The sequence below is a fragment of the Eisenbergiella tayi genome, assembly GCF_001881565.1.
Taxonomy (GTDB): domain Bacteria; phylum Bacillota; class Clostridia; order Lachnospirales; family Lachnospiraceae; genus Eisenbergiella; species Eisenbergiella tayi.
Genome location: NZ_MPDJ01000006.1, coordinates 361,482 through 386,808 on the forward strand (window position 1 = coordinate 361,482; position 25,327 = coordinate 386,808).

Annotated in this window: 24 protein-coding genes and 6 tRNA genes; 27 read left to right on the forward strand and 3 right to left on the reverse strand. The window is 47.5% G+C overall.

The annotated features are described in order from the left end of the window. The first annotated feature begins 47 nt into the window (after nucleotides 1-47). The 11 genes from BLA28_RS23550 (at nucleotide 48) to BLA28_RS23600 (ending at nucleotide 4,466) form a co-directional block, all read left to right on the forward strand. Nucleotides 48-524, forward strand: coding sequence for a DUF1700 domain-containing protein (locus tag BLA28_RS23550; protein ID WP_069155380.1), 477 nt, complete (start codon nucleotides 48-50; stop codon nucleotides 522-524). A 74-nt stretch (nucleotides 525-598) separates the two neighbouring features. Further along, entirely contained in the window at nucleotides 599-766 is a 168-nt protein-coding gene (locus BLA28_RS33870; protein ID WP_009254104.1) for a hypothetical protein, read from the forward strand. A gap of 532 nt (nucleotides 767-1,298) precedes the next feature. Continuing rightward, nucleotides 1,299-2,456, forward strand: coding sequence for a THUMP domain-containing class I SAM-dependent RNA methyltransferase (locus tag BLA28_RS23560; RefSeq protein ID WP_069155382.1), 1,158 nt, complete (start codon nucleotides 1,299-1,301; stop codon nucleotides 2,454-2,456). Nucleotides 2,457-2,482: 26 nt separating this feature from the next. After that, nucleotides 2,483-3,091 carry an XTP/dITP diphosphatase gene (locus BLA28_RS23565; RefSeq protein ID WP_009254102.1) on the forward strand — a complete coding sequence of 203 codons (609 nt, stop codon included), beginning with the start codon at nucleotides 2,483-2,485 and terminating at the stop codon, nucleotides 3,089-3,091. Between the two features lie 39 nt (nucleotides 3,092-3,130). Further along, nucleotides 3,131-3,610: a metallophosphoesterase family protein gene (locus BLA28_RS23570; protein ID WP_009254101.1), complete on the forward strand. Its 480-nt coding sequence runs from the start codon at nucleotides 3,131-3,133 to the stop codon at nucleotides 3,608-3,610. 93 nt (nucleotides 3,611-3,703) lie between these two features. After that, nucleotides 3,704-3,778: transfer RNA gene (locus tag BLA28_RS23575), tRNA-Pro, on the forward strand. 38 nt (nucleotides 3,779-3,816) lie between these two features. Beyond that, nucleotides 3,817-3,887 (forward strand) — tRNA-Gly (locus BLA28_RS23580). A gap of 149 nt (nucleotides 3,888-4,036) precedes the next feature. After that, a tRNA-Arg gene (locus BLA28_RS23585) sits at nucleotides 4,037-4,110 on the forward strand. Between the two features lie 32 nt (nucleotides 4,111-4,142). After that, a tRNA-His gene (locus BLA28_RS23590) sits at nucleotides 4,143-4,216 on the forward strand. A 4-nt stretch (nucleotides 4,217-4,220) separates the two neighbouring features. Continuing rightward, nucleotides 4,221-4,292: transfer RNA gene (locus BLA28_RS23595), tRNA-Gln, on the forward strand. 101 nt (nucleotides 4,293-4,393) lie between these two features. Next, nucleotides 4,394-4,466, forward strand: a tRNA-Lys gene (locus tag BLA28_RS23600). 84 nt (nucleotides 4,467-4,550) lie between these two features. Here BLA28_RS23600 and BLA28_RS23605 read toward each other — a convergent pair. Beyond that, nucleotides 4,551-5,162, reverse strand: coding sequence for a hypothetical protein (locus BLA28_RS23605; protein ID WP_069155383.1), 612 nt, complete (start codon nucleotides 5,160-5,162; stop codon nucleotides 4,551-4,553). A gap of 198 nt (nucleotides 5,163-5,360) precedes the next feature. Next, nucleotides 5,361-5,912, reverse strand: coding sequence for a DUF6512 family protein (locus tag BLA28_RS23610; RefSeq protein ID WP_069155384.1), 552 nt, complete (start codon nucleotides 5,910-5,912; stop codon nucleotides 5,361-5,363). Nucleotides 5,913-6,142: 230 nt separating this feature from the next. On the opposite strand from BLA28_RS23610, the gene BLA28_RS23615 reads away from it, so the two are divergent. The 6 genes from BLA28_RS23615 (at nucleotide 6,143) to BLA28_RS23645 (ending at nucleotide 13,083) form a co-directional block, all read left to right on the forward strand. Further along, entirely contained in the window at nucleotides 6,143-7,126 is a 984-nt protein-coding gene (locus BLA28_RS23615; protein ID WP_069155136.1) for an alpha/beta hydrolase, read from the forward strand. 325 nt (nucleotides 7,127-7,451) lie between these two features. After that, nucleotides 7,452-8,276, forward strand: coding sequence for a Cof-type HAD-IIB family hydrolase (locus BLA28_RS23620; RefSeq protein WP_069155385.1), 825 nt, complete (start codon nucleotides 7,452-7,454; stop codon nucleotides 8,274-8,276). A gap of 416 nt (nucleotides 8,277-8,692) precedes the next feature. Beyond that, nucleotides 8,693-10,111: an ABC transporter substrate-binding protein gene (locus BLA28_RS23630; RefSeq protein ID WP_044967743.1), complete on the forward strand. Its 1,419-nt coding sequence runs from the start codon at nucleotides 8,693-8,695 to the stop codon at nucleotides 10,109-10,111. A gap of 121 nt (nucleotides 10,112-10,232) precedes the next feature. Further along, the gene (locus tag BLA28_RS23635; protein WP_009254095.1) at nucleotides 10,233-11,075 is read left to right on the forward strand and encodes a carbohydrate ABC transporter permease; all 843 of its coding nucleotides are present in this window, start codon (nucleotides 10,233-10,235) and stop codon (nucleotides 11,073-11,075) included. Beyond that, complete coding sequence (locus tag BLA28_RS23640) at nucleotides 11,075-11,914, forward strand: carbohydrate ABC transporter permease (RefSeq protein ID WP_009254094.1); 840 nt, start codon at nucleotides 11,075-11,077, stop codon at nucleotides 11,912-11,914. The genes BLA28_RS23635 and BLA28_RS23640 overlap by 1 nt, the downstream gene beginning before the upstream one ends. Nucleotides 11,915-12,033: 119 nt before the next feature. Beyond that, the gene (locus tag BLA28_RS23645) at nucleotides 12,034-13,083 is read left to right on the forward strand and encodes a LacI family DNA-binding transcriptional regulator (protein ID WP_016360336.1); all 1,050 of its coding nucleotides are present in this window, start codon (nucleotides 12,034-12,036) and stop codon (nucleotides 13,081-13,083) included. A 116-nt stretch (nucleotides 13,084-13,199) separates the two neighbouring features. Here the strand turns inward: BLA28_RS23645 and BLA28_RS23650 are convergent, their stop codons facing one another. Next, nucleotides 13,200-13,664, reverse strand: coding sequence for a hypothetical protein (locus BLA28_RS23650; protein ID WP_069155387.1), 465 nt, complete (start codon nucleotides 13,662-13,664; stop codon nucleotides 13,200-13,202). Between the two features lie 308 nt (nucleotides 13,665-13,972). Between BLA28_RS23650 and BLA28_RS23655 the strand changes: the two genes are divergently transcribed. The 10 genes from BLA28_RS23655 (at nucleotide 13,973) to BLA28_RS23700 (ending at nucleotide 25,322) form a co-directional block, all read left to right on the forward strand. Then, nucleotides 13,973-14,629 (forward strand): TVP38/TMEM64 family protein, encoded by a 657-nt coding sequence (locus tag BLA28_RS23655; protein WP_081329748.1) that lies wholly within the window; start codon nucleotides 13,973-13,975, stop codon nucleotides 14,627-14,629. A gap of 37 nt (nucleotides 14,630-14,666) precedes the next feature. Then, the gene (locus BLA28_RS23660; RefSeq protein ID WP_069155388.1) at nucleotides 14,667-15,707 is read left to right on the forward strand and encodes a glycosyltransferase family 4 protein; all 1,041 of its coding nucleotides are present in this window, start codon (nucleotides 14,667-14,669) and stop codon (nucleotides 15,705-15,707) included. Further along, a complete protein-coding gene (locus tag BLA28_RS23665) occupies nucleotides 15,676-16,875 on the forward strand; it encodes a glycosyltransferase family 4 protein (RefSeq protein WP_069155389.1) in 1,200 nt (399 codons plus the stop codon). The genes BLA28_RS23660 and BLA28_RS23665 overlap by 32 nt, the downstream gene beginning before the upstream one ends. A 144-nt stretch (nucleotides 16,876-17,019) precedes the next feature. Then, complete coding sequence (locus tag BLA28_RS23670) at nucleotides 17,020-17,967, forward strand: ABC transporter ATP-binding protein (protein WP_069155390.1); 948 nt, start codon at nucleotides 17,020-17,022, stop codon at nucleotides 17,965-17,967. Nucleotides 17,968-17,975: 8 nt separating this feature from the next. Then, a complete protein-coding gene (locus tag BLA28_RS23675) occupies nucleotides 17,976-18,719 on the forward strand; it encodes an ABC transporter permease (protein WP_069155391.1) in 744 nt (247 codons plus the stop codon). After that, a complete protein-coding gene (locus BLA28_RS23680; RefSeq protein ID WP_069155392.1) occupies nucleotides 18,716-19,684 on the forward strand; it encodes an ABC transporter permease in 969 nt (322 codons plus the stop codon). The genes BLA28_RS23675 and BLA28_RS23680 overlap by 4 nt, the downstream gene beginning before the upstream one ends. A 312-nt stretch (nucleotides 19,685-19,996) precedes the next feature. Then, nucleotides 19,997-22,546 (forward strand): helix-turn-helix transcriptional regulator, encoded by a 2,550-nt coding sequence (locus BLA28_RS23685; protein WP_069155393.1) that lies wholly within the window; start codon nucleotides 19,997-19,999, stop codon nucleotides 22,544-22,546. Nucleotides 22,547-22,690: 144 nt separating this feature from the next. Then, on the forward strand, nucleotides 22,691-24,025 hold the full coding sequence (locus BLA28_RS23690) for a putative DNA modification/repair radical SAM protein (protein WP_069155394.1): 1,335 nt from the start codon (nucleotides 22,691-22,693) through the stop codon (nucleotides 24,023-24,025). Nucleotides 24,026-24,060: 35 nt separating this feature from the next. Then, nucleotides 24,061-24,855 (forward strand): TIGR03915 family putative DNA repair protein, encoded by a 795-nt coding sequence (locus tag BLA28_RS23695; RefSeq protein WP_044964131.1) that lies wholly within the window; start codon nucleotides 24,061-24,063, stop codon nucleotides 24,853-24,855. 230 nt (nucleotides 24,856-25,085) lie between these two features. After that, nucleotides 25,086-25,322 (forward strand): HPr family phosphocarrier protein, encoded by a 237-nt coding sequence (locus tag BLA28_RS23700; RefSeq protein WP_009254080.1) that lies wholly within the window; start codon nucleotides 25,086-25,088, stop codon nucleotides 25,320-25,322. The last annotated feature ends 5 nt before the right edge of the window (nucleotides 25,323-25,327 follow it).

Consider the following 25,327-nt stretch of genomic DNA (forward strand, 5'->3'; position numbering starts at 1 on the left):
TCTGTGGGGTATGATACGAATAGGAAGTAAAAAAAGGAGATAAGCAGATGACAAAAACAGAATTCCTGGAAGCTCTGCGGCGTGCACTGAACGGGAATATGGCGGCTGCATCCGTGGAAGATAATCTTAAATTTTATGAAAACTACTTTTATTCGGAAGAAGCGAAAGGAAGGTCCGAAGCGGCACTCCTCTCAGAGCTGGGCGATCCCAGAATTCTGGCAAGAACTCTGATAGATGCGGCGGAGCGTGCCGGAGACGCTTATGCCCGTGAGGCGAACGAAACACAGTTCAGGGCGGCGTCAGGCGCCCAAAACCGGGATGAATACAGGGAAGAGGCCTATTCACAGGGGAACGGCAGAACCGTCAAACGGGTTCATATGCCAGGTTGGCTGATTGCCATTCTCGTCATCATGGTGTTCGTGGTGGTAATAAGCGTGGTCGGTTCACTGATGTGGGCTATCCTGCCTTATCTGATTCCCGTAGTGCTTGTAGTATATATTATCAGGCTGTTTCAAAAAAAATAAAAAATGTGTGCATAAAAAAGCTGTTTTTTCAAATACTACTCCTGTAACAAAAATGAATCAGGAGGTTTTATATTATGTCTAAGAATGATTACAATCAGAACAGCCAGAACAGCGAAAAGCAGAACCAGCAGAATAAGTCTGAGAATTCCAGCAGCAACAGCCAGAAGAATCAGAACCAGAGCAAGAACAGCTCCTCTGACTGCCATAACGGAAGCAACAGCAGCAAAGAGAACAATTACTAATCTACAATAGCTGAAAGAGCCGGGAAGCAGCGGATTTATCCGCCCTTCCCGGCTTTTTACGTGGGTCAGTGAAGTTTTGATTCTTTTCCCGGACAGTCCGCCATCCCCCTGTCTCACACCTGCCGCCGCCCGTCCTCTCCTCCCGGGGCTTTTCTTCCCTGCCGAAGCGGCAGTGGATGTGTTTTCTGCTCCAGCCTCAAAAACGGGGTGTTTCTAAATGTTCCGTTCTGCCGGGATTCTGCCAACGCGGCAAAACTCCTCGCTGGTAAGGTTTTATAAAACGGTAAGCTGATTCTGGCTCGTCAGACAAGCCGCTAAGGGCGGCAGCCTCCCGGCAGAACGGAACATTAAGAAACATCACCGTTTTTTCCAATGGGTCAGAAAACACATCCACTGCCGCCCCGGCAGGGAAGAAAAGCCCCGGGAGGAGAGGACGGGCGGCGGCAGGTGTGGGACAGGGGGATGGCGGACTGTCCGGGGAAAGAATCAAAATTTCATTGACGGGGAAAAGAAATAAACGTAATATATATTTATGAGAAAATTTGAGTTGATTGCTCCGTGCCATTTTGGGCTGGAGGCAGTATTAAAAAAAGAGATTATTGACCTGGGTTATGATGTGATTCAGGTGGAAGACGGGCGGATTACTTTTTTCGGGGATGAGGAAGCGGTGAGCAGGGCGAATGTGTTCCTGCGGAGCGCGGAGCGTATCCTTATTAAAGTGGGGAGTTTCCATGCGGAAACTTTTGAAGAGCTTTTCCAGGGGACGAGGAGTCTTGCGTGGGAGGAGTTTATTCCGGCGGACGGGAAGTTCTGGGTTGCCAAGGCGGCCAGTGTGAAGAGTAAGCTGTTCAGTCCTTCGGATATCCAGTCTGTTATGAAAAAGGCGATGGTTGAGCGTCTGAAGGGGATTTATCGTGTGGGCTGGTTTGAGGAAAACGGCGCGTCTTTTCCTGTCAGGGTGTTCCTGATGAAGGATGAGGTGACGGTGGGGCTGGATACCACAGGGGAATCCCTTCATAAGAGAGGCTACCGTAAGCTGACGGCAAAGGCTCCTATCGCTGAAAATCTGGCGGCATCCCTGATTATGCTCACTCCGTGGAGAGGTGACCGGATACTGGTGGATCCCTTCTGCGGAAGCGGAACTTTTCCTATAGAAGCGGCTATGATGGCGGCTAATATGGCTCCGGGCATGAACCGGAGCTTTACGGCGGAGTCGTGGACGGAAGTGGTGGGCAGGAGAAACTGGTATGATGCTGTGGATGAAGCGGGTGAAATGGTGGATCTGAATGTGGATACAGACATTCAGGGATATGACATTGATGAAAAAATGGTTGCTGTTTCACGGGAAAATGCGCGTCTTGCGGGAGTGGAAAAGCTGATTCATTTCCAGAGGCGTCCTTTGTCTGAACTGAGGCATCCTAAAAAATATGGATTTCTTATTACCAATCCTCCTTACGGAGAGCGGCTTGAGGAAAAAGAGGCGCTGCCCGCTTTGTACAGGGAGATCGGGGAACGGTTTGCCGGCCTGGATTCCTGGTCCATGTATCTGATTACGGCGTATGAGAATGCGGAACGTGACATCGGGAGAAAAGCAGATAAGAACAGAAAAATATATAATGGTATGATGAAGACCTATTTTTATCAGTATTTGGGTCCTAAACCGCCTAAGCGGCAGAAGCAGGACAGATAAAACAGGAAAGATGGAGCACGGGATAAATGAGCAGGAGAGTTATTTTTGCTACAGGCAACGAAGGGAAGATGCGGGAAATACGCATGATTCTTGATAATCCGGATCTGCAGGTGCTGTCCATGAAGGAAGCTGGAATAGATGCGGATATCGTGGAGGATGGAAGCACTTTTGAGGAAAACGCGCTGATTAAGGCCAGAGCTGTGGCAGAAAGCGCCTGTGAAGGAGATATAGTCCTTGCAGATGATTCCGGCCTGGAGATTGATTATCTGGGCGGGGAGCCGGGGATTTATTCCGCCAGATACATGGGGGAGGATACTTCCTACCGCATAAAGAATGCAAATTTGATAAGCCGTCTTGACGGTGTCCCCAAAGAAGAACGTACTGCGAGGTTCGTCTGTGCAATCGCTGCGGTAATACCGGGAGAGGAACGGCAGGAGCTGGTGGTCAGAGGCACCATTGAGGGATATATCGGCTGGGAAGAAAAGGGCTCAAATGGTTTTGGCTATGATCCTATATTTTATGTGGATGAATATGGCTGTTCCACAGCAGAGCTGGACAGCGAAACGAAGAATAGAATTAGTCACAGAGGGAATGCGCTGCGCATGATGAAGGAGCGCCTTGACGGAATCCTGTAGACAGTTTCAGGATTTACATGAGAAAAGAGGGAACAGAGGATGAAGGTATTGATAATCAGCGATACCCATCGCAGAGATGACAGATTCCTTGCTTTGATAGAACGCATAAAACCCATTGACATGCTGATTCACTGCGGAGATACCGAGGGGAGCGAGGAGCTTTATATGGCCGGTGTGGACTGTCCGGTGGAAATCGTTGCGGGAAACAATGATTTTTTTACGGATCTTCCGAGGGAAAGGGAATTTAATGTGGGAAACTACAGGGTATGGCTCACACATGGTCATAACTATTATGTGTCCATGGGAAATTCCATACTGAAGGAGGAGGCTAGGGCCAGAGGGGTCGATATTGTGATGTATGGGCATACCCATAAGCCTGTCATTGACGTGGACAAGGATATTACCGCTATTAACCCGGGAAGCCTTTCTTTCCCGCGCCAGGAAGGACGAAAGCCTTCTTATATAATCATGGATCTGGACAGGGATGGCCAGGTACATTATCATTTGAATTTTTTGTAAAAAAATTGGAAAGAAAATTCAAAAAATCCGTTGACATATGTTTGCGGGTGTTATATAATAACTTCTGCGTCACGGCTAAGGGTGAGCAGAAACCGGGGTGTGGCTCAGCTTGGCTAGAGCGCCTGGTTTGGGACCAGGAGGCCGCAGGTTCGAATCCTGTCACCCCGATTACCATACTCTGGTCACACGATTTTTATTATATATATGCGGGTGTAGTTCAATGGTAGAACACCAGCCTTCCAAGCTGGATACGTGGGTTCGATTCCCATCACCCGCTTGCGGATGATTATCCTTTGCGGATTGCCTGAATGCAGCAGGTAATTACAGTAAGGACAAGCTTTAATAAGCAGTTATCCGTGTGACAGTTTTCTGTCAGCATCAGTCAGAATAGTCCTGTCGCATGATTGCCAGGCGTTCCCGTAATATGTGTTCGTAGCTCAGCTGGATAGAGCAACGGCCTTCTAAGCCGTGGGTCGGGGGTTCGAATCCCTTCGAGCACGTTGTGGTTATGATAATTCTCATAATCCATATGGTGGGTATAGCGCAGTTGGTTAGCGCGCCAGATTGTGGCTCTGGAGGCCAAGGGTTCGAATCCCTTTATCCACCTTCTTGGGCTATCGCCAAGCGGTAAGGCACAGGACTTTGACTCCTGCATTCGCTGGTTCGAATCCAGCTAGCCCAGTTGCAGAAAAGGAATCTTTTTCTTATGATTCTTTTTTTTATTCTTTTTTTCCCGGAGGTATAATTTTTTATAACGCGGGGAAAGGTAACAGAATAGGATGAGGAGCACTAGCTCAGTCGGTAGAGCACCTGACTTTTAATCAGGTTGTCGGGGGTTCGAATCCCCCGTGCTTCAGTACAAAGAGCGGATAACTCGGTATTAATCTGAGTTATCCGCTCTTTTAATTGCAGTGCTGACACATCGGTATTTTTGTTTATATCATGGTTTACATACGCTGCAGGGAGTATATGATTTAATGGCGTCACTATAATTCATAGGTATTTTACTTTCTCTGAGATAACGGCAGCCGTCTCTGTGATATTTGCTCCCTGTATTTGTTACGTAAACTATTTTTTCCTGGGGATTGACAGCCGGAGCCGGGGTAGATACAAATCCCGGAGCAGCCCAATACTGTGCTCCATCAAAGCCTATAAGCCCTGCTGCAACACCATTCTGCAAGGAAGCAGGATCTGTGGGAGTATATACGCTCCAGCCTGCCGCAGCGAAAGGGTTTGCCTGAGGGACAGCTTCAGCAGCCTGTTGGGCCGGAGGGGTAACAGTTCCTTCCGGATTGGTGCAGATACCTGTATCATCAAGAAAATACCAGAGTCCGCCCACCTGTATCCATCCGGTCTGGACAATACCGTTAACATCCACATGATAGATATTTGCACCGACCTGCACCCAGGAATCTGTCGTGTAAGTCCCGTCATCATTCTGGTATTTTACACCGGCAGTATCCTGCACAAAGCCTGCAGCATTTACTGTTGTGGGTATTGCAGCGCTGAATAATAACGCCGTGGTCAATAAAGCTATGATTTTTTTCCTCATTTGTAAAAAGCCTCCTTTTATTATCAGGTTCAGCACCTGGGTTACTGTTGGATCTTTATATTGATTATACTCGGGTAACCGACTAAAAGCAAATATCCATCCGGAAAAATTATAAAGGAAGGCATTGGTTACTGGTTATTATTATTAAAAAAGAGAAGAAAACAATGCTGCGGAAAGGCAAAAGGCTGGCTGAAGATCTCAAATCCCATAACTTCCATTCACCGGATCGCGAAATAAAGGCATATGAGGTGGATTAAAGGTAAAGAAAAGAAAGAGAGCCAGTAAAACAAGCAATACCACAATTGACAGATAAAGCAGGATCCGGCACAGCAGGCCGGATTCCCTGGCGGAGCGGGCCGCTTTCTTTTCAATAAATCCGCTTACAGAAAAGGCGATCAGGATACTCAGCAAAAAAACAAGGATATCCAGAGCCAGATAGTTGGTTCCCAGGATGGAGGTATAACAATAAAAAAGGAAAGGGATGGAAAACAATCCTGCACTTAAGCCCAAAGTCCTTGCCGGAAGAAAGCAGGCGGGGGCGGGAAAGGTACGCAGAAGCTCCCACAGGGTAAACAGGACGAAGGGAAAGAACAAAAGTTTAAGATGCTCCCATACGGATTCGTTAACAGGGGAAAAGAGGGCTGCTGCAGGCATCTTACCTGTCCATTCATACAGAAAATGCAGAAGTGTGCCCAAAACGGCAGTAAATATAAAGCCCCAAATTTCAAATTTTATTTTTTTTCCGAACATATTTCCTCCATTAACCGAAAGACACAAAGACGGTTTTTTGCCATTTTTTTTGTACAAAAAGTATATCCAAATTATGCTAAAAATATTCCTTTGTAGGAAGGTTACAATAAAAAGTCCAATTTGGGTGTAAAAAGGTGAAATTTGCAAAAAGGGTAGATTTTACAACCGCAGGTATGATATATTATTACGGTAATGTAGTGTAGCGTGTTATTTGTAAAGAGGGAATCGTTATGCACAAGGGATACATGTTTTCAAAATATGCATTGGATAAGGATTTGAAAGATGTAGGTGGTCTCTGGAGCCGCGTCGATTTCAGGGATTACATTATAACGCCAAAAAAAATATGGCTTGCCAACAAATGGTTCCAGGCCGGCTGTTTCCTGCAGCGGCCTGCCAAAGGGATGCGCAGGAAAAGGAAATGTATAAAATCGGCGGACGGCGGCAAGGTATGGGTAACCATATATGAGCCTGTCAATATAAGTAAAAATGCCCCTTGTATGGTTTATTACCATGGAGGCGCGTTTGTATTAAGGGACAGGCCTTCCACACACCGGCTGGCCCAGGTTTATGCAGAAAGTATAAGGTGCAAGGTGGTTATCGTACACTACCGTCTGGGGGAGCCTTACCCCATACCGGTGAAGGACTGCTACAGGGCTTTGGTCTGGGTGGCCCATAATGCGGAAAAGCTGGGAATAGATAAGGACAGGATTGCGGTGGTGGGAGACAGCGCAGGGGGTGCCCTGGCTGCTGCTGTTACATTGCTGGCAAGGGATAAGAATGGGCCGTCCATCTGTTTCCAAATGCTGATAAACCCGGTTACGGACAGGAGCATGAGCTACTGGTCCATGCGTCAGTTTGTGGATTCGCCCGGCTGGAATGCCAATTTGAACAGGCAGATGTGGGATCTGTATCTGCGTTCGGGCGTTTTCGGCAAGCCGCAGTATGCCGCTCCCATGTGCGCTCCGTCCCTGGAGAACCTTCCTCCCGCTTATGTGGAAACACAGGAGATTGATTGTCTCAGAGATGAAGGAAATGCCTATGCAGATCGCCTCGCCGAGGCGGGAGTCCCTGTGGAACTTAATGAAATCAGGGGAACCTTTAATGGCTATGATGTATTATTTGATAAAAACCAGCTGGTGCATCTGTCGGTTACCAGACGTTGTCTTGTACTTAAAAGGGCATTTGCTAAGATGCCGCTAACGCCACGTTCATAAAATGCTAAAGAACCTTCCAGAATATCGTATTTTTCTGCCTGTCATGCTATCGTATTGTTTAAGAAACAAATAGCGGACAGGAGGTAGCTGAAGATGTGGGATATTTGGTCAGTTCTGGCGATAGTGATTATTGTGGTCGGTGTTGTCGGCGGAGTTTATTTTGAAAATAAAAAGGAATAATGAATGTGATGGTCCAAAGGAAGGGGAGAAAGCGAGTTCCCTTCCTTTTTTCATATCGCCAGCCCTGCCATAAAAAAACACGGGACAAACAGCCGGAAATATTGTAAACTATCAATAGGTATTACGGCAGGATGGGAGATTATGAATGAATAAACAGGAGTATATGCTGATTGCATTGGATATGGACGGAACACTGCTGAATTCCAGGCAGGAAATAACGCCCAGGGCCCGCAGGGCCATCGAAGAAATACTGCGGCAGGGGAAACAGGTGGTTTTTTCCACGGGAAGATGCATCGGGGAAATGGAAGCTTATCTGGATGCCTTTCCGTCCATGCAGTATCTGGTGTGCGAAAGCGGTGCATGTGTTTACGATCTGCGGAAAAAGGAACATATTGCAAGGATACCTCTTCCGCCCGGACAGGTGCTTGAGGTAATGGAATGTGTGGAAGGAGAGGATATCCTGACCTCATTTTTCATGGGAAACCGTCCCTTTATGGACAGCAGTTATATGCAGCGCCTTGGTGAGTTCGGCCTCGGAGAGTTTGACAGGGTGTTCCGGCAGAGCGTGGTAAGGGTGGACAGCCTGTTTTCTTTCTACAGAGAGAAGCCGCTGGAGGTGGAAAAAATAAATCTGTTTTTCAGGGATGACGGCAGCCGCCGCAGGACTCTGGAGAAGATTTCCCGGCTTCCCCTTACCCTGGCAAGTTCTCTTGCGGGAAATCTGGAAATCAACGCCCGGGAGGCAAATAAGGGGGAAGGCCTCAAGCTTTTGTGCAGACACCTGAAGCTCCCCATGGAGTCGGTGATTGCAGTCGGGGACAACAGTAACGACGTGGAAATGCTGCGGGCCGCGGGCCTGCCGGTGGCGGTGGGAAATGCGGTTCCCGCGGTTAAGGCGCTGGCGAAGGAGATAACGGATGACTGCGACCATGACGGGGCCGCAATAATCATGGAAAAGTATATGCTGTAAGAACGAAAGAAGAAGTCCTGAGCGGGGGCTTCTTTTTTTGCGGGAATTAAGGAGAAGACAGAAGCTTTATCGGGCGCCATTTTTCTGCCATATAATATCCGGTAAAGCGAAATGAATTTTTATGCGCTTTTTAATTGTATAATCCGGGTAAAAATGTTTAGAATTATAAATATCAGGTATATTTCCGATGAAAAAATGCAGAAAATAAGTTGTAAAAAACGAGAGAAAAGTGTGAAAAAAGCTCATAATTATACAAAGTGTATATTTGAAATTGTAAAAATAAAAATAAATATAGTAAATATACAAAAACGTATTGCAATTAGAAAAGCTATGTGGTAATATACAACCATAGCAATTGGAAACGTTACCGACAACGTTTCCGGAAATACACTTTTCAAGGAAAAGGAGAGATTATTATGAAAAAGAAACTGATCAGTGCATTACTGAGTGTAGCTATGGTTTCAGCTCTTCTGGCAGGCTGCGGATCGAAGGCAGAGCCGGAAAGCACACCGGCACCTGCGGATACGCAGGCGGAGGCAGGTTCTGAAGCAGAGCCGTCCGAGCCGGCAGAAAGCGTGGCGGAGACTCCCGCAGCAAGCGGAGAAGGCAAGGTTTATTATTTGAACTTCAAACCGGAGCAGGCTGAGGACTGGGTGGATCTGGCCGCAGTATATACGGAACAGACAGGAGTACCGGTAACAGTAGTTACCGCAGCATCCGGAACCTATGAATCCACACTGAAGTCTGAAATGGCCAAATCAGAAGCACCTACACTGTTCCAGGTTAACGGACCTGTAGGCCTCGCTTCCTGGAAGGATTACTGCTATGACCTGAAGGACAGCGATGTTTACAAGAATATCGAAAGCGATGACTATGTGCTGAAGGAAGGCGATTCCGTTCTTGGTATGGCATACGTTATCGAGACTTACGGTATTATTTACAACAAGGCTCTGCTGAATGATTATTTTGCACTTCCCGATGCGGAAATCACCTCCATCGATGAACTGAATAACTTTGACGCACTCAAAAAGGTTGCAGACGGAATTCAGGCTCATAAGGATGATCTTGGAGTAGAAGGCGCATTTACATCCGCAGGCTTTGATGCTTCTTCCGACTGGAGATTCAAGACCCACCTTGCAAACCTTCCTGTTTATTATGAATACAAGGCTGACGGAATTACCTCCTCACCTGCAATCAAAGGAACTTATCTGGACAACTACAAACAGATTTTTGACCTGTATATAACAGATGCAACCTGCGAACCCAGCCTTCTTTCCGGAAAGACCGGAGAAGACGCCGCTTCTGAATTCGCACTGGGCGAAGCAGTATTTTATCAGAATGGTACCTGGGCTTACAATGATATTAAAGACAATGAAGTAGCGGATGAGGATCTGGGAATGCTTCCTATCTATATTGGTGCGGAAGGCGAAGAGAACCAGGGACTCTGCACAGGTTCTGAAAACTACTGGTGTGTAAATAAGAACGCTGCTCCGGAAGATATCCAGGCAACTCTTGATTTCCTGAACTGGGTAGTAACCAGCGACGAAGGACGTGACGCTCTTGCCAACAAGATGGGCTTTGTTACTCCTTTCAAGACCTTTGCAGATGGCTATCAGTCAACGAATCCGCTGATTCTTGCCAATGATGAATATACAAAGGCCGGAAAAACACCTGTATCATGGAACTTCACAACCATGCCTTCCGAAGAGTGGAAGAACGGTCTGGGCAGCGCACTTCTTGAGTATGCGCAGGGAACAGGCAAGTGGGATAATGTGGTAACAGCATTCGTAGACGGCTGGAAGACCGAATATGATGCGGCAAATGAAGCAGAATAAGATATAAAACAATGGCTGCCGCGCTTTGCGAGCCAGCAGTTGTTCAGGGAAGGGCGGGCGCAGTTTGCCCGCCCTGTTTCATACTAACAGATGTATACTTATTATAAAGAGAGGAAAGAAAATGGCAAAAGCAATCAAAAGGTATTGGCCGATTTTTGTGCTCCCTACATTTCTTGCTTTTATTCTGGGATTCATAGCTCCCTTTATTATGGGAATTTATTTATCCTTCTGCAAGTTCACTACGGTAACGGATGCCAAATTTATCGGTTTTTCCAATTATCTTAAAATTTTCACGGACCCTTCCTTTGTCCATGCGTTGTGGTATACGGCGCTCTTTACTGTGGTATCGGTGATTCTGATCAATGTCCTTGCTTTCACCGTGGCGCTGCTTTTGACAAAAGGATTTAAGGGGACTAATGTATTCAGGACAGTGTTCTTTATGCCGAACCTTATCGGCGGTATTATTCTGGGGTATATCTGGCAGCTCCTTCTCAACGGCATACTGCTGTATTTTAACAGGACGCTGACCTATTCCTCAACATACGGCTTCTGGGGCCTGATCGTCCTGATGTGCTGGCAGCAGGTCGGTTATATGATGATCATTTACATTGCGGGAATCCAGAACATTTCAGGGGATTTGATCGAAGCGGCGAAGATCGACGGAGCTAATTCCAGGCAGATCCTGAGGAACGTAACCATTCCCATGGTTATGCCCTCCATTACCATCTGTACCTTCCTGACACTGACCAACTCCTTCAAGCTGTTCGACCAGAACCTGGCTTTGACCAACGGGGAGCCGTCCAAGATGTCGGAAATGCTGGCTCTGAATATTTACAATACCTTTTACGGCCGTACCGGCTGGGAGGGCGTAGGGCAGGCGAAGGCAGTGGTATTCTTCATCCTGGTGGCGATTATTGCCCTGGCGCAGAATAAGCTCACACGAAGGAAGGAGGTACAGCAGTAATGAATGCGAGAAAAGCAAAGCACGGCGGTCTTCTGACTTTTGTATTCACGCTGATATCCCTGGTATATGTATTTCCTATCGTGCTCGTAGTGATCAATTCCTTTAAGAAAAAGGCTTATATCAGCAGAAAGCCTTTTGCGATTCCTACGGATAAGATGTATGTGGGACTGGAAAACTATGTGAACGGTATTAAAAAGACAGGATTTGTGGATGCCTTCTGGACATCTCTGTTTATAACCGTTTTATCAGTTGCCATAATTATTCTCTGTACATCCATGTGCGCATGGTATATTTCCAGGGTAAAAAATAAATTTACCACAGGCCTGTATTTCCTGTGCCTGTTTTCCATGATAGTTCCGTTCCAGATGGTAATGTTTACTCTTTCCAAGCTGGCAGATATGCTGCATCTGGGGAATCCCCTTGGGATTGTGGTGGTTTATCTGGGATTCGGGGCAGGCCTTTCGGTATTTATGTTCTGCGGTTTTGTGAAGAGTATACCTCTGGAAATCGAAGAGGCGGCCATGATTGACGGATGTACGCCGATCCAGACCTTTTTCCGGATTGTCATGCCGATTCTCAAACCCACCTGCATCACGGTGGCAATCCTTCAGGCCATGTGGATCTGGAACGATTACCTCCTGCCTTATCTGGTGCTGGATATGACAAAATACAAGACAATTCCCATTGCTGTCCAGTATCTGAGAGGCGGTTATGGTTCCATCGATATGGGAGCCATGATGGGAGTCCTGGTATTGGCGATCATCCCCATTATCATTTTCTACCTGGTATGCCAGAAATATATTATTGAAGGCGTTGTTGCCGGAGCGGTAAAGGGTTAATAAAGCCGCGGTAAAACAGACAGGGTTGACTTATACCAAAGCTGTCTTATAGAATAAAGGCAGGTTTTCTGTCGAAGCCTGCAAATATGACGCCAGACTTGGGGGATGGATGTTAAAGTATGAGGAAAGAACATGATGTGGAAGAAATAACGATTAAGGATATTGCCAGATTCTGTAATGTGGGGGTCAGTACAGTATCCAGGGCTATTAATAACCATCCGGATATCAATCCGGAGACCAAAAAGATGATTATGGATACAATCCGGAGGCATGGGTACATTCCCAATAACAGCGCCAGAAATCTGAAGCGCACGGATGGAAAATGTATTGCTGTGCTGGTTAAGGGAATCACCAATCCCTTTTTTGCGGACGCCATCCAGATCATAGAGGATGAAATCAAAAGGAAAAAATATTCCATGGTTATCCGGCATGTGGAATCCAATGAGGATGAGGTGGATGTAGCACTGGAACTGGTGAAGGAAAAAAGGCTGGCCGGGATTATTTTCCTAGGAGGGTATTTTTCCCATTCGGATGAGAAGCTGCGTAAGCTCCATATTCCTTTTATTCTTTCTACCGTAGGCTGTGCGCCTGACGGAATGCATCATGATAATTATTCCTCTCTGTCGGTGGATGACGAGAAGGAAGGCTACCGCATGACGGATTATCTGATCCGCCAGGGACATACAAGAATAGCAATACTGGCGGCGCGTCCCAACGATGCCAGTATTGGTAAGATGAGGCTTAACGGTTATAAGAGGGCGCTGAAGGATCATGGAATACGGGTGGATGAAACGTTAATCTGCCACATGCCTGAGGAAATCAAGTCTTACTCCATGGAAAGCGGTTATGTTATGACCAGAAAACTGATGGATTCCGGAAAAGAGTTTACTGCCATTTTCGCTCTTTCGGATACCATGGCGGTGGGAGCGTGCCGTGCCATATTTGAAGAAGGGAAAAATGTTCCCCGTGATTATTCTGTGGCCGGTTTTGACGGGATTGAGCTTTGCAGCTATTATAATCCCACTCTCACTACCATACGCCAGCCGGTGCAGGATATTGCGGAGGAATCCGTAAAGCTTCTGTTTGATATACTGGCAGGAAGAAGCGGCCACCAGCATAAAATATTTCCCGGAGTGCTCCTGGAACAGGAGTCCACCCGCAAGCTATGAGATGGAATAAAGAAAAAGCCCTGTCTGCAAAACAGTCATTCTCCTGACGGAGTGAAGCCTTTTGCAGACGGGCTGTTTTTTTATGTAATTTTCTATAACAATTCTTTTACCGCGTCTCAGGCTGCTTTGGTCTGCTTGGAAAAGATGATATAAAGCAGCGGAGCGGCGATACCCGCCATCAGATTGCAGAAGCCGATGAGGGACAAGGTGCCCGCCAGGCCGAAAACACCGAAAATAAGGAAAACGATACCCCATATCATAAAGAAGTTATTGCTGCCCATCACTTCAGATTTTTTAATTCCCAGAATTCCGATAATGATTTTTAAAACATTGAAGGCGACCGTAATCGCTAGGGTCACATATGCGATACCGCTTACCAGTCCCACTGCCATATCTGCGGACACTCCGCTTCCGGCATTGGCGGCAACCGCCTGATCCAGCGCTGCCTGCGTGGCGGCGTCCATATTGTTGACCTGTCCTAATGTTCTGAAAATATTCACCACAGATACGACAAGGGCAATTGCGGCAAACGCGATCAATATATAAGACGCGATTTTCAGAAGGTTGTTTTTCTTTTCCATTTCTTTTCTCCTGTAAAAAATGATGCTGATATTTCCGGAATTTTTCAGCCGGAATATGAATAGTTACAGAAGCATTATATTCAAATTTTTCCTATAGATCAACTAAATATTTCCATAATTTAAGCTTCTTTTTTCCAGATCATGTCAGCTGTTTTTATGTTCTGCGGGTCTTTTAGTTAAGTGAAAATACCAGTTTTGTTAAAGAAATATTTAGAAATTACCGGACTGTTCTTTAAGCTTTGACTGTTAGCATATAGACAATGAATGACAGACAGGACAGCTATTGATAAGGAGAACAGGAGCAGGATATGGAATATACGGCAGGAGTGACAAAAGCAGAATTCAAACCGAAAACGGAATATAAGGTGAAGGCGGAAACCAGAAAATTTATAAAACCTTCCTATATCATTACAGCTCTGGGGATTGGTTTCTGCGCAGCATTTACGATATACGGGATGCAGAAGGGGCTGTTTACCTCTCAGGAAGCTATGGAGCAGTTCCTGAAGCCCTTTGGGATATGGGGGCCTCTGATTTTTATTCTGATTCAGATAGTTCAGGTGGTGATTCCCATCATACCGGGCGGAGTTTCCTGTCTGGGCGGCGTGCTTCTGTTCGGGCCGCTGTGGGGATTTGTCTATAATTACCTGGGAATCTGTATCGGGTCGGCCTGTGCCTTCCAGATATCCAGAAGACTGGGGATGAAGGCTGTGGAAAAGGCGGCGGACGGCCAGAAATATGGAAAATATCTGAAATGGATGGAAAACGGTACCTTTGATAAATGGTTTGCACTGGCTATTTTCTTCCCGGCGGCGCCGGATGATCTGCTCTGCTTCCTGGCAGGCGTGACCTCCATGTCCTTCCGTAAATTCCTGCTTATAATCCTGCTCGGCAAGCCGTTATCCATTGCGGCATATTCCCTGGGGCTGCAGCTGCTGTTTACCCAGGTCCTGCAGTTGATTCGATGAACCTGTATATTAAGATAGAAGAAAAGAGGGTGCGGTAATGAGAAAAGTATTACTTTATAACGGCGGTATGAAGGTGGCGGGCAAGAGCGGCGTGGGACGCGCCATGGAGCATCAGGCACGGGCGCTGGAAAGTGCGGGGATACCTTATACCTTTGATCCGAAGGAGGATTATGAGGTAGTTCATTTGAATACCGTGTTTCCCGATTCGCTGTGGATGAGTCTGAAAGCCCGTATGGAGGGAAAGCGGGTGGTTTATTACGCCCATTCTACGATGGAGGATTTCCGGAATTCCTTTATCGGTTCCAACATGGCGGCCGGGCTGTTCCGCAGGTGGATCAGACGGTGCTATAGAAGCGGTGATGTGGTGATAACGCCCACACCCTATTCCGCACGGCTGCTGCAGACCTATGGGATAAACAGGGAGATAGTGCCTCTTTCCAACGGCATTGACCTTGCAGCCTATAAAAAAAGCGAAGAGGGGGCAGAAAGATTCCGCAAAGCTTATTGCTTTACATCCACCCAGAAGGTTGTTCTGGGGGTGGGACATTATATAGAAAGAAAAGGGATCCTGGATTTTGTGGAAATGGCAAGGAAATATCCTCAGTATGAGTTTATCTGGTTTGGTTCCACGCCATCCGCACTGATTCCATCCCGAATCCGGAAGGCTGTCAGGACGCAGCTTCCCAATCTGCAGTTTCCGGGCTTTATCAGCAAGGAAGAACTGATGGATGCCTACAGCGGAAGCGATTTATTTTTCTTCCCCACATGGGAGGAAACGGAAGGAATCGTCATGTTGGAAGCCATGGCCATGCAGACGCCGGTTCTGGTGAGGGATATCCCGGTGTATGAGGGATGGCTGGAGCATGGCAGTACCGTGTATAAGGGAAAGAGAAGGGAAGACTTTGAACAGCTTCTGCCGGCTATTCTGGAAAAACAGCTTCCGGATTTGACACAGGAGGCATATCAGCTGGTCCGGGAAAACAGTATTACTAAAATAGGAACGGCCCTGGCAGAAATTTACGACAGCTTATTTGAGGAGGGGACCTATGAAAATATTAATTACAACAGATTGGTATGAACCCGTGATTAACGGCGTTGTTACCTCTGTTCTTACCTTAAAAAAAGAACTCACCCGAAAGGGACATGAAGTGAGAGTTGTCACTTTATCAGAACGGGGACACTCCTACAAGGAGGAAGATGTCTATTACATGCGTTCTGTTGATATAAGCCGGATTTATCCCGGAGCCAGGGCGGTATGCTTTCCGGGAAGCCGGCTGTATGAGGAATTGATTGCATGGCAGCCGGATATCATTCATTCCCAGTGTGAATTCAGCAGCTTCCTGGTTGCCCGGAAGATAGCGGCACAGCTGGGGATACCCATTGTCCATACCTATCATACGGTATATGAAGATTATACCCATTATTTCAGCGCGGGCAGGCCCTGGGGAAAGCAGGCTGCCGCATGGTTTTCCCGGTTTATTCTGGAAAAAACAGATTTTGTTATTGCTCCCACCCAGAAGGTAAAGGGGATTCTTAATTCCTATGGCGTGGATCGTCCTGTTGCGGTGATTCCCACCGGTATACGGCTGGAGCGTTTCCTGCCGGTGAGTTGGGAGGCTGTGGAGCGTGACAGAAGGGAAATACGGGAAAAATACGGAATCGAAGAAGGGAAAAAGGTACTTCTTGTTCTGGGACGGCTTGCCAAAGAAAAAAATATAGAAGAAATTATCACGTACTTCGGGCGGATGAACAGGGAGGATATGGAACTCCTGATCGTGGGGGACGGTCCCTGCAGAAAAGAACTGGAACAGCTGTCCGATGAACAGAAAAACAGTGTCCGGATTCATTTTACGGGAATGGCATCCCCCGATGAAACGGCAGCTTACTACCGGGCGGCGGATCTTTTTGTCAGCGCTTCCCAAAGCGAAACCCAGGGAATTACCTATCTGGAGGCTTTAGCCAGCGGTCTGCCGGTACTGTGCAGGAAAGACCCTTGTGTGGAAGGGATTGTAAAAAACAGGGAAAACGGATACCAATACGAGACATTTGAAGAATTCAGTGAAGCATGTCTGAAGGTTACGGGTGATGTGGACTGGAAAAATTTCCTGTCGGCAGGAGCCGTTCGGACCGGCCTGGATTTCGGAGCCAGACAGTTTGGTGATAAAGTATACGCTGTGTACCAGGCGGCCCTTGCCGGAAGACGCAGCCGGATTCGCATCGGCTTCAAAGGGTCGGTGGCCTCATAAAAGAACAGAAGATTTCGGAAACGGTACGGCCTTTATGCGGGCTGTACCGTTTTTTCATACTCCCGGCCGGTCCGAATCATACTTTCGGCCGATACCGCTCTTAAGCCTGCTGGTTTACAATAGAGACAATGAAAGGAGCGGTATATGAATAAAATGATAGAAGTAAAAAACCTTCAGAAAAGTTATAAAACAGGCAAAGCCGTGGACGGAGTCAGTTTTGATGTATATAAAGGTGAAATTCTGTGTATATTGGGACCAAACGGCGCAGGAAAAAGCACGACCATCAATATGCTCACAGGTGCTCTGGGATGGGATGGAGGCGGCATATATGCGGACTTCCTGAAAGGGAAAAGCATCCATGATGACTTACCCGCTTATAAACGGCGGCTGGGTGTCGTGCCGCAGGATCTGGCAATCTATGAGGATTTGAGCGCACGCAATAATGTGGAATTTTTCGCATCCCTCTATGGTTTAAGAGGCAGAGCACTGCAGGAAGGATGCCGGTTTGCCCTTGCATTTGCGGGACTGACCGACAGGGCGGGAGATAAGGCAGGCACCTTTTCCGGAGGCATGAAGAGGCGTCTGAATATTGCCTGCGCTATTGCCCACAGGCCGGAGCTGCTTGTCATGGATGAACCCACAGTAGGGATTGATCCGCAGTCAAGGAATCATATTCTGGAATCCATCAAACGCCTGCGGGATGAGGGGATGACCATTATCTATACCACGCACTATATGGAGGAAGTGGAAGAGATATCCACCCGGATTATTGTCATGGACCACGGCAAAATCATCGCCGGGGGCACAAAGGAGGAATTGAAGGAAAGAACCGATACGGATAAAATGATAACCATTGAAGCCGATGGCCTTGATACCTTTGATTCCGATACGCTGTACCGCATAGAAGGGGTGAAAAAAGTGTCGGCAGGCGCCGGAACATTGAAGCTTGCCGTCATTCCCGGCATTGAAAATCTGGATCGGATTATTGCTGTACTGATCGAACATGGAAAGCGCATCAACAGCATTACCACGCAGGCAATCAGTCTGGAAACGGTATTTTTGAACCTGACCGGACGTTCCCTGCGGGATTAGGAGCCATTATGTATGAATTTAACTGTATTCTGAAAACGGATCTGAAAAACCTGTACACGAATCCCATGTGGTGGGCCGGGACAATAGGGCTGCCGCTGCTGCTGGCGCTGGTCATGGGGTTTATCACGAAAGGCACTTACGGCGGCGTGGTGACATCCTTTGATTATTATGCCATTACCATGATGATTTTCGGGGCTTTAAACAATGCAACCCTTGCTGCGAACAGTTTTATGGAAACACGTATTGTAAAGGCGAATATGCGCCTGTGTAATGCCCCTGTGCCGGATTCCTATATCTATATGCCTAAAATTGCCGCATCGTTTCTGTTCGGTGCTGTATGCCATACCATTGCCGGAGCCATGCTGTTTTTCATAGCCCGAGTCAGCTTCGGGGGAAAGGCCGTCATTTACTTATGGCTCCTTTTACTCTGTGTGGAATTCTTTGCCGTGTGTTTCAGCATCATGCTTTGCTGTATCCTGAAACATGAGGAGACGGTCAACATGATTCTTTCCACCGCGGTCGCCATCCTCTGTTTACTGGGCGGTTCCTTCTTCCCTCTGAAAGGGCTTGGCCGCACAGTGAGCTTAATCAGCAATCTTTCACCGGTCACATGGATAAGCAATGCAGCCTTCAGGGTCATTTATGACGGAAACATGCTGACACTGGGCGTAACAGGCGTTTCACTGTGCCTGTTGGGCGGGTTATGTATTGTGTTTACAGCCAGATTATTTAATCGGGAGGATTACCTGTGAAAGTGATAATGAAAAATAATTTCAGACGGCTTCTTGAGCAGAAGCAGATTATAGTATTGCTGGTGTTATTCACCGCCGCAGCTTCTTGCGCCGCAGTATTTGTCAGCACCGGGATGACACAGAAATGGGATGTGGCAGTTGTTTCGCCGGCGTCTGCGGAATTGGCATCGAAGCAGGTAAATATCATACAGATGGAGGAAGCCCCGCCCCGTTCGGAGCTTGTAATGGGCCGGTATGATGCTGTCCTGACGAAGAATGCGGACGGAAGCTGTTCACTGGAAACCGTCAAAAGCGAAGAAATCACGACAAAGCTGAAGGCTGCGCTGGAAGGGCGGGAGGATGCTCCTGCCATGTTCAGTGACCGCGGCACAGGAACCAATGTCCTGGGATTCCTGACCATGTTCCTGCTGATGATGGGTTCCACATGCATGACCTTTTACGCAGATGACAAAACCGGCGGCCAGATAACCCGGATAGCGGCGTCACCCCTGGGGATAAGCAATTATCTGTTTGCCCACTGCCTGTTCAACTTCCTTTTTCTCTTTATTCCTACAACGATCATTCTTGTTGTGGTAAAATGGATAAGCGGGGCGGCTTTCGGCTTCGGTTTCCTTCCGCTTGCCGGTATGCTCGCCCTTATATGTGCGCTGTCCACCGTATTCAGCCTTTTCCTGTATTCCATGCTGCCGAATAAGGATGATTCTGCAAAAATGATCGGCAATACGATCATCATTCTCACATCCATCCTGGCAGGCGGGTTCTTTGCCTTTGACAAAGGCAACCAGGCGCTGGGCGTCATCATACAGATACTTCCGCAGAAGGCCTTCCTGAACGTGGCGGACGGCGTGGAGCAGCACATGGCATGGCAGGGCATTGTTCCGTCTCTTTCCTATTTGCTCCTGCTGATTGCGGTTTTCTATACGGTCTCCGTATGGAAAACAAATAGGACTTATATCGGACACTGAAAACAAATATAACTATACGGAAATTCCACATATCTTCCCATGCTCCCCGCCCGGCTTGGAATCCCCTTCCTGCCCGCCGCCGGCCACGGCCTTGCAGGGGATCCTGTAAGGGGCGTTATAAGCACGCCGGTCCTTAGGCTGCGTATTGTGCAGCCTTAGTACCGTTGCGTGATTATCCGAGCGAAAGCGTCCCCTGTAAGGACCCCTGCAAGGCCGTGGGCGGCGGCGGGCAGGAAGGGGATTCCAAGCCGGGCGGGGAGCATGGGAAGATATGTGGAATTTGAATAACAATCTTTTTAAGAGGGGGCGTTTATGAACAGGACATTGTTATCCACAAGGCTTATGATGCCGAAACCGAGAAAGGGAACGGTACTCCGGCGGGAACTGTTTCAAAAGCTGGATGGTTCCGGACAAAAGCGTTTAACCGTTATTATGGGCGCTCCGGGAAGCGGGAAGACAACTCTGCTCACTTCTTATCTGGAAAACAGGAAGCTGGCGGCAGGGTGGCTTTCTCTGGATGATGAGTGTAATTTTGTCCCTTTGTTTTGGAATTATGTGGTAAAGGCCTTGTCTGATTCCCTGGGCGCCGCTGCGGATGAGTTTTCCAATTATCTGCAGGGGGCCGGCGCCGGATATACGGAAATGCTGAAGGTGCTGATCAATGCGCTGGAGCAGACTGGAGAGATCTATTTTGTACTTGATGATTTTCATCTGCTCAATAACAGGGAACTGATTCAGAGCGTGGATTATTTTATTATGAATATGCCGGAGAATGTGCATATCTTTCTTCTTACCCGTGCGCTGCCGGAGCTTTCCCTGTCAAAGCTTGAAATGAAGGATGCGCTTCTTCGCATAGAGGATGAGGAGCTGCGTTTTTCACAGGAGGAAGGAGCCTGCTTTTTAAAGGAAACCTTGTCTTTGTCCTGTAATGAAGAGGAACTGCAGGGGGTATTGGATAAGGCGGATGGCTGGATTGGCGGTCTGCAGCTTCTGGCGGCTGCGGGGAGGGTTACCTTTGCTAAGGGGACTGTCAGGGATAACCGGTATCTGAATGACTATATAGCCGAGGAGATATTCGGACGGCTGACGCAGGAGGAACAGACCTTTCTTGTGCTCACTGCGCCGTTTTCTTATTTTAACAGACGGATCAATGCGTGTGTATTGCCGGAAATAGATTTTGACAGCATGCTGGAGAGACTTCTGGGTAAAAATTTGATGCTTCAGTGTGTGGATGAAGCAGAAGAAATTTACAGGTACCATAATTTACTCAGGGATTTTCTGCGTATTCGGTTTGACAGGCTGGCTGACGGTACAAAGGAACAGGTGCTCAGGAAAGGGGCGAGAGCGCTGTGGGAATGTGGGGATCAGGATGAAAGCCTGCGCCATTTGTTTTCACTGGGGGACTTCGCCCTTGTCATGACAAGGCTTCTGGAGATGGATAATAGTCCTGCTTTTTTTTACTACATAGCCAGGCTTCCCGTGGAAATTGCTGTAACTGATTTTGAGGTGGCTTTTCAGAAGTTTTTTTATCATTACTTTATTTTTGAATTTGATCTATGTGATGCGCTTTATAACGCGGCGGTGGAAAGGGCCGGAAAGGATCCGCGCTATGAAGCCTTTTATGGGGCGGCCATCTTATACAGGGAAGAGCCTTATATGATTCAGGAGCCGATGCCTGTGGATAAGGTTCTTGAGATGGAGGCGCATCCTTTAACAAAGGCATTGATATTGACTAAGAACGCCGCCTTTTTATTCTGCAGGGATCGCTTTCCTGAAGCGCTTGCGTCGATTCAGAAAAGCATTGCCTTTGAAACACAGAACCACAGCGCTTACGTCGCCTATTTTAACCAGACCCTGAAAACACAGATCTGCGAGGAAATGGGGCTTTTGAACGATGCACTGGCGGTGCAGGAGCAGACACGGAATCTGTTTGAGAGAAATGAACTGCTGAGACGTTTTCATATTCCTACTTTTAACGTGACTGTCGCCGGGCTGTACATGAAGCAGCTGCGGCTGGAGGATGCCGGTCAATTGTTGGAGGAGTGCCGGGAAGAGGTGGCGGAACGCGGAGGGCAGCTGCGGCTTTCCTATGCCTTTAATGTGATTGAACAGTTATATTTACTAAGGGAGACAGAACAGGCGGATACGATGCTCAAAAGCCTGATGGCGGCGGATTATTATAAGGATATCCTTATGCTGGCATCCCTGTTGAAATATCAATTCCGCGCGGGTGTCATGACACCGGCAATGCAGGACAATTATATGGATGCTTATTTAAGAAAAGAAAAAACAGGCCGGTCACTGAACAGCAGCCTGTTATTTGCGCACATCCTGATTGGAAAGGGAGAGATTCAGAATGCCCTGTCTGTGTTGGATGAGGTGCTTGCCGCAGCCCGTAAACGGAAATCCTCTCTCAAGATAGTGGAAGCGAGCCTGCTTAAAGGGACTGCCTTATCAAAATGTGCCGCAGATACGAGGCGTCTGAAGGATCTGTTTAAGGAAGCAGTATATTATGCCTGTGAAAACAGGATTTTCCAGCCCTTTTTTGTGGAAGCGGAAACCGTATACGGATTTTACCAGAAATATGGCAGCGCATTTGCGGAAATGCTGTCCCCACGGGAAAAGCTCTTTTTTGAGGAGGCTGTAAGGCTGTGTATCGCGGAGAACACATGCGTTTTGAGCAGACGGGAGGCTGAGATCCTGCAGGCGATAGCAGATGGGCTGACAAACACGGATATAGCGGATAAGTTTTATATTTCCCTTTCCACTGTGAAAAGCCATATAGCCAGTATTTTCAGGAAGCTGGAGGTTAAGTCGCGGGTGATGGCGGTGGAGAAGGCAAGACAGATGGGGATTATATAAGTTGCCGCTATAAATATTCGGTCGTTTTATACTTGCACAAACCGAACATATGTACTATAATATGGAAAAGAACATATGTTCGAAAAAGTTGCTGCGTGATTACATCTGTGAAACGGATGAAAGAGCAGAAGAGGCAGGGATAAAATGGAGTGCAGAATTTCAGACAAGCAGATGAGCATAATGGATAAGCTGGGAATATTGACGGATGCGGCCAAGTATGATGTGGCCTGTACCAGCAGCGGGACGGACCGGAACGGGGACGGTACGGGAATGGGGAATGCCATAAAGGCAGGGATCTGCCACAGCTTTTCAGGAGACGGACGCTGCATCAGCCTGCTTAAGATTCTATTTACCAACGAATGTATATATGACTGTAAATACTGCATTAACCGCTGCTCCAATGATGTGCCGCGGGCTTCCTTTACCCCGGATGAGGTATGCAGGCTTACGATTGAATTTTACAGAAGGAATTATATTGAAGGTCTGTTTTTGAGCTCCGGTATTCTGTACAGCCCGGATTATACCATGGAGCTTTTGTACCGGACACTTTTCAAGCTCCGCAGGGAATATAACTTCCAGGGCTATATTCATGTAAAGGCTATCCCCGGGGCTAATCCGGAGCTGGTGCGCCTTACTGGTTTCCTGGCAGACAGGATGAGTGTGAACTTAGAACTGCCCACGGCGGAAGGTCTAAAGAAGCTTGCCCCCAATAAGCACAGGAAGAATATTCTGGCGCCTATGCGGCTGATTCAGAACGGGATAACCGAGAGCAGGAATGAAGTGGCCGTTTACAGGCATGCGCCGTCATTTGTACCGGCGGGCCAGTCCACACAGATGATCATCGGCGCCACAGGTGAGAGCGATTTCCAGCTTATGATGGTGGCCCAGAATCTGTATGATAAATTCAGCCTGAAGCGGGTTTTTTATTCGGCCTTCGTCCAGGTGAATGAGGATAAGGATCTTCCGGCCTTGCCGGGAGGCCCTCCGCTGCTTCGGGAGCACAGGCTCTATCAGGCGGACTGGCTGCTGCGGTTTTATGGTTTCCAGGCGGAGGAGCTGCTGGATGAAAACAGGCCCAATTTCAATGTACTGCTGGATCCCAAGGAAGACTGGGCTCTGCGTCATCTGGAATGTTTTCCTGTGGAAGTGAACCGGGCGGATTACCAGACACTGCTCCGGGTGCCGGGAATCGGGGTGAAGAGTGCCCAGAGGATTGTAAAGGCCAGGAGGAGTGCAAACCTGCGTTTCGAGGATTTGAAGAAAATAGGGGTGGTTCTTAAGAGAGCCCTTTATTTCATAACCTGTCAGGGACGTATGATGTATAATACGAGAATCGAAGAGGATTATATCACGCGCAACCTGCTGTCTGTGAAAGAAAAGCTTCCGGCGGAGGCAGGAGGAATGTCTTACCGGCAGCTTTCCCTGTTTGATGATGTGCGTTTTGCGGCGAGGCAGCAGGGAATCAGTCAGCTGGGCTAGAGTGCGTCTGATATGACAGGAAAGGTGCCAAAGGCATGGAACAGATATTTATTTGTGAAGATTCCCAGGAGGGAGTTTTTACCGGGATTTATGATGCATATGCGTTGAAATGTGATCATGACAGTACTTATATACAGGTGGGGGAGGATGGTAATCTCCGCCTGTTTGCCGAATACAGGAAAATAATACCGGATATGCAGAAGGCGGATAAGGTGAGGCGGACCATACTTTCCCGTTTCGGGGAGGAATGCTATGAACAGTTCTGTTACGCCCTTTCTTCCTGGGAAACGGATAAAGGGCAGGCCGTTTATCAGGCGGTTGTGGAAGGGCTTAAGGGAAGGTTCAGGGGGCAGCTGCAGGATCATCTGGGAAATTCGGATGTACGCCGGGTATTTGAATTGAGCAGGTCGGCCGGAAATGAGGCACATCATCTTCTTGGATTCCTGCGTTTTGAAGAAACTACGGGAGGCGTTCTGTTTGGGGAGATAGGACCTAAGAACAATGTGGTTCCGTTTATGATGCCTCATTTTGCCGATCGGTTTCCTAAGGAAAATTTTATTATTTATGATAAGGGAAGAAAGCTTTATGGCATTCACCAGGCCGGAAAGCCCTGGTTTATGGCGAAACTGGAGCATGGGCCACAAAAGCAGGATTTGGAATTCTCAGAGGAAGAGCGGAATATTCAGGAACTTTTCCGGTATTTCTGCCGTAAGATAACTATAAAGGAGCGGGAGAATGAGAAATTGCAGAGACAGAACCTCCCTTACAGGTTCCAAGAATATATGATAGAATTTGTAAAGAATGAGCAGAAATCGGAGGGGACAAAATAGGGGTAAACACCGGAAATCATACTTTTAGACAAAGAAGGGAGCAGGTTTGACTCTTTGCGGGGACATAATGCAGTATGGCTGATTTTACTGGCAGAATATGCCGAAAAATGGGGGGTTTACATTTCTTGCCAATGCTGTATAATATGATAAATCCAAGTAAGAACATGGTAAAATCACCGTGTCGGTATCTGTTTATATATTTTAAGAAAGGATGAAAGTGAGTGGTAAGTATGAAAGGAATCAATCAGTATAAAATTGTGCTGAGACCGGACGAGGTACAGGAATTTGTAAACGCGGCCTCCAGGTGTGATTTCGATATTGACATAGCATATAACAGCTATGTGGTAGACGCTAAATCTATTCTTGGTGTGTATGGACTGGACCTTACCCGTGTACTGACAGTAACCTGTCATGGATACAGCAAAGAATTCGACAGTTACCTCAGAAATTTTGCAATCGCCTGCTAAAGTAT